This window comes from Lactobacillus delbrueckii subsp. delbrueckii DSM 20074 = JCM 1012 (genome assembly GCF_001433875.1).
Classification (GTDB): domain Bacteria; phylum Bacillota; class Bacilli; order Lactobacillales; family Lactobacillaceae; genus Lactobacillus; species Lactobacillus delbrueckii.
Window position 1 is genome coordinate 1 of record NZ_AZCR01000025.1, and the last position, 3,893, is coordinate 3,893.

Annotated in this window: 4 protein-coding genes; all 4 read right to left on the reverse strand. The window is 46.3% G+C overall.

Annotated elements, in window-relative coordinates; genetic code table 11:
- Positions 1-233: MerR family DNA-binding transcriptional regulator (locus FD23_RS04890; protein ID WP_155515440.1), on the reverse strand; the 233-nt coding region annotated here is incomplete at its 3' end.
- 151 nt (positions 234-384) lie between these two features.
- Positions 385-1,653 carry a hypothetical protein gene (locus FD23_RS04895; protein WP_025895856.1) on the reverse strand — a complete coding sequence of 423 codons (1,269 nt, stop codon included), beginning with the start codon at positions 1,651-1,653 and terminating at the stop codon, positions 385-387.
- 146 nt (positions 1,654-1,799) lie between these two features.
- Positions 1,800-2,015, reverse strand: coding sequence for a hypothetical protein (locus FD23_RS10420; protein ID WP_230844843.1), 216 nt, complete (start codon positions 2,013-2,015; stop codon positions 1,800-1,802).
- A 362-nt stretch (positions 2,016-2,377) separates the two neighbouring features.
- The gene (locus FD23_RS04905; RefSeq protein ID WP_052933668.1) at positions 2,378-3,709 is read right to left on the reverse strand and encodes a dihydrolipoyl dehydrogenase family protein; all 1,332 of its coding nucleotides are present in this window, start codon (positions 3,707-3,709) and stop codon (positions 2,378-2,380) included.
- Between the last annotated feature and the right edge of the window lie 184 nt (positions 3,710-3,893).

A 3,893-nucleotide genomic window follows, 5' to 3' on the forward strand; every position in this document is an offset into this window, starting at 1 on the left:
TCTTTTTGATGGCCAGAAGAAACCCGGCAATAGCCGATGGTCAGCAGCTTCTTAGGCTTAGCTGCTTTCATATTGCCTTGCTGAACCTTATCTAGCATTTCTTTAGTGTAGCGACGTTGATTGGAGGCAGTTCTAAGCGGCGTAATCAATCCCTCAGCTTCCCAATTGCGGAGAGTTGACTTGGCAACGTTACGATATTCAGCTGCTTTTGATATGGACATGTATTCGCTCATCGTTTCTTCCTTCCAATCTTTTGATAATACTGGCATTACATCATGAATTGGTAAGAAATATTACTATTTTGTACTGGATGAAATTAATACTTTTTAACAATCACACCCCCCAAGGAAATAGAATTAAATACCAATTACTAAGCATCCCCAATCAAGCATTCACCGCTTGGCCAGGGATGCTTTTTTCTGCATCCCCCTCTAAAAGCAGGCGGAGATACTTCTTGGTAAACTTGCTGGTCGTCAGCTGCAGGCGGGTTTTTAGGTATTCTCTTGCCAAGTCATGCTGGTCGATAAAGGCTTGATAGCCCTGGTCAACGCAAGCCAGGGCGGGATGCTGCAGAAGTTCTTGGCTTAATTTAACAACGTTAAAAGCGGAAAGATCAGTCTTATCTGCAGACTCATTAAGTTCCTTCAGCAAGGCAAGATCTGACCCTTCAGCTGCTTCCGCATTCAGAAATTCCTCAGTCAAATCAGTTGGCACCAATTCAAGGTAATAGACATGATAGTCAGAATAAATGCGTTCCTCAGCCGCGATCAGTCCGTCTTTTTGCATCGCCTCAATTACCTGCAGAATCTCCTGGTTTGGCAGAAAGCGAAAATGTCTGTCATAGTCGCTGTGGTTGATAGCGTCATAATCCGGATAAGACAAACCCCGCAGAATCTTCAGACAGTTATTTGGCGTAATCCGCGTCTCATTTCTCAAAGCAAGCTGGGCAATTGCCCGGGCTAACAGGTTCCCCCGCAGGCTGGAAGCAGCAACCTTTTCTTTGATCTTTTTCTTGTAATTCGCCTCTTTCTTCTTCGAATTTGCTAAAAACTTATCATACTCCTCGTCCATCGCCTCTGGCTCTTTTAAGGCAAAAGCATGCTCGTGATCCTTTCTCCCCGTCAAAGTCACTTCCAGTTTGGACTGGTTCTTGAAATGCCAATTGACCGACAGGTCAGCATGATTTTCCTCGATATGGTAAAGCAGCATTTGCCAGGACTGGCAATTAGCCAAACTTGTCTTAAAGTGCTGAAGCTGCTGGCGCTTGTTGCTTGGTAAGAGAAGTTTCTTTTTATCAGCTGTCAGTTCCATGTAAGCCTGCTTGTCTCCTGGAAACAGGTAGTCGCTGGCCAGATCCCAATCTTCTTTAGGCAAATGATTCTTCAGCTTGCCAGGCTCCAGGTAGATCCGCTCCTTCTCTCCGTTATCATGGAAAGACTCTTCCTCAAGCTTGGCTTTCAGCCACTCCTTAGTCAGCAATTGGTAAGCCAGGCAAACCTTTAAGCTGCTCGGCCGGAGATACTGCTTAGCCAGGGGCTGGGCCAGCACATCCATGTAATATGGCCGGTCAAAGTAGCTATCATAATTCTCAAAGAAGTCGCTGACCAGCTGGTCAGTTTCTTTTTCTGTTAAGACTTTGCTTTCTTCTTTCATCTTCATCCTCAATTCTGTAATTCGCACAAAAATTTGATCAAAGAGGCCGTATTGGTAACCTCAGCCAGTTCACTGACATATGGGGTATATCTGCCGATGACTGAGTCTCCGCTATTCCATTTGCTTTTAGCTTCATGATTAAGCCATTAGCATTTCTTCGCCCGTCGGCACAAATCCTTGAAGATCTTTTCCTCGCTTGGCAAGTAGTTGTTTCTGGCATCCCCCATCCAGAGCATAATGGTCCTCTTGTTCAGCTGTTGTCCCTGCTTAGCCTTGTATTCTCTTAATGGCTTACTATAGTCTGAATAGACGCCAATGGTTGGCACCTTCCGCAATACTTCTGTAAGTTCGCCATAGGACATCCCCGCCTTTAAGTTGCAAATTCCTCATGGTTTCTGGCGCAGTCGTGATTTCGTCATTAGCCACATAGCCAGCTTTCTCTAAGCCCTACCGGATCTGCTGAATTGAATACGTCATCTCATTCTCCTTTCTGTCTTCACATTCATCACTCGACCAAATGTTCGAAGCTCAGTTTTGATTAAAGCAGATTTTTCCTAAAGGAAAAAGCCGCTGGTCACCCTTGACAAAGCCCGGTCTGACGGGCTTTTTACAGGCAAAACAATCTGCAAAAACAGCTAAAATTCAATCCGTGGGCAAAGAAAAAAGCAAAGGATAAACCTTTGCTCGAATTCAATTTTTTCAAATTTCAACTTGCTGTCAACTTCTAGCGGAAGAGAACGTCCAATTTGTTGGCTAAAGTCGGGAAGGCGAAGCCCAAATTATTCATGGCAAATTCTGCCGGATCCTTCTTGCCAATCAGCGGGGCGAAGAGATTGATGTCCTCTCCGGCATTGATGCTGATTTCTGAAGCGCCGACCACTTCGCCATTCTTGTTGAAAATGACCTTTAATTCCGCCTCTTCATCGCCTTCGCCCAAAGCGGCAAAAGTCGACCCCAGCTTCATTCTTCTAACCGTATCGCCTTCTACCATTTCACTTTCCCGCTTGCCTACCTGGGCGACTTGCGGGTAGGTAAAGGTGCTGGTAGCTACGGCCGGGTACTTAATTCCTTCAGTAAGGCCATTTTCGACAAAATCATAAATGTGGTAGGAGTCGACCCAGGCAACTGGCGTCAGATTCATCTGCCCGTTGTCAGCGACATCCCCGGCGGCAAAAATACTCGGGACATTGGTCTGCAAGTGCTCATTGACCGCCACACCCTTGACCGGATCAAACTTGATCCCTAATTTTTCCAAGCCCAGGCCGTTTACATTAGGCCGCCGGCCAGAGGCGTCGATTACCAGATCAGTTTCAAACTTTTGTCCATTTTCCGCAGTTACTTCATAAGCAGCAGAATTTTTGGCGATTGACTTAACTGGCGTGTTCAGATGAATCACAATGCCGCGCTCTTCCATTATTTCCGTCAATTTCTCGACATATTCCTGGTCAAAAGGCCTCAGCAACTTCTCAGAGTGCTGCAAGACCGTGACTTCACTACCAGCTGCCTGCAAGATTGTAGCCAGTTCCAGGGCAACATAGCCGCCCCCAATGACGACCGCTTTTTTCGGCAATTCATCCAAGTCAAAAAACTCATCATTGCTAATGGCATACTCACTACCCGGCACTTCCAAGTGGTGAGGCAGAAGACCCGTCGCGATGACGATATTTGTGCCCTCATATTCCTCGCCAGCTGCCGCAACCGTATGCGGACCAGTGATCACCCCGCTGCCAAAGACAGTATCCACCTGGTCGCTTTCGATGCTGGACCGCTCTTCTGCACGAAATTCTGCCCAGATCTCCTTCTTGCGCTTGATCAAATTCTTCCAGTCCAGCTGGGCAGCTGCTTTTACTCCCTTGCCGGTCAGATAATATGTGTTCAAGACCGGACGGACGGCGCCTTCAAGAAAAATCTTTGGCTGGCAGCCGGTATTCGGGCAGGTTCCGCCCCACAAGTTGTTCTCAATGACCAGGGCAGTCCGGTCAGTTCTTGCTAATTTGAAGAGCAGGTGGTTAGCCGCCGGGCCGCTGCCAATGATAATGTAGTCGTATTTTTTCATTGCATTAGCTCACATTTCTATAGATTGAATCTAAAAGATATACAAACAATACTACTTATTTTTTACAAGTTCAACTTTCTTGTTTATACGAAAAAAGACTGGAATTTCTTCCAATCTTGCCTAATTGTTACTTTTTCAGTTGCTTGATCCGGTCGTTCATCTTCCGGACCAGCTTCTTTTCCTG

Coding starts and splice junctions, on each gene's coding strand:
- FD23_RS04895 (WP_025895856.1), bottom strand. CDS start 1,653: ATGAAAGAAGAAAGCAAAGTCTTAACAGAAAAAGAAACTGACCAGCTG.
- FD23_RS10420 (WP_230844843.1), bottom strand. CDS start 2,015: ATGTCCTATGGCGAACTTACAGAAGTATTGCGGAAGGTGCCAACCATT.
- FD23_RS04905 (WP_052933668.1), bottom strand. CDS start 3,709: ATGAAAAAATACGACTACATTATCATTGGCAGCGGCCCGGCGGCTAAC.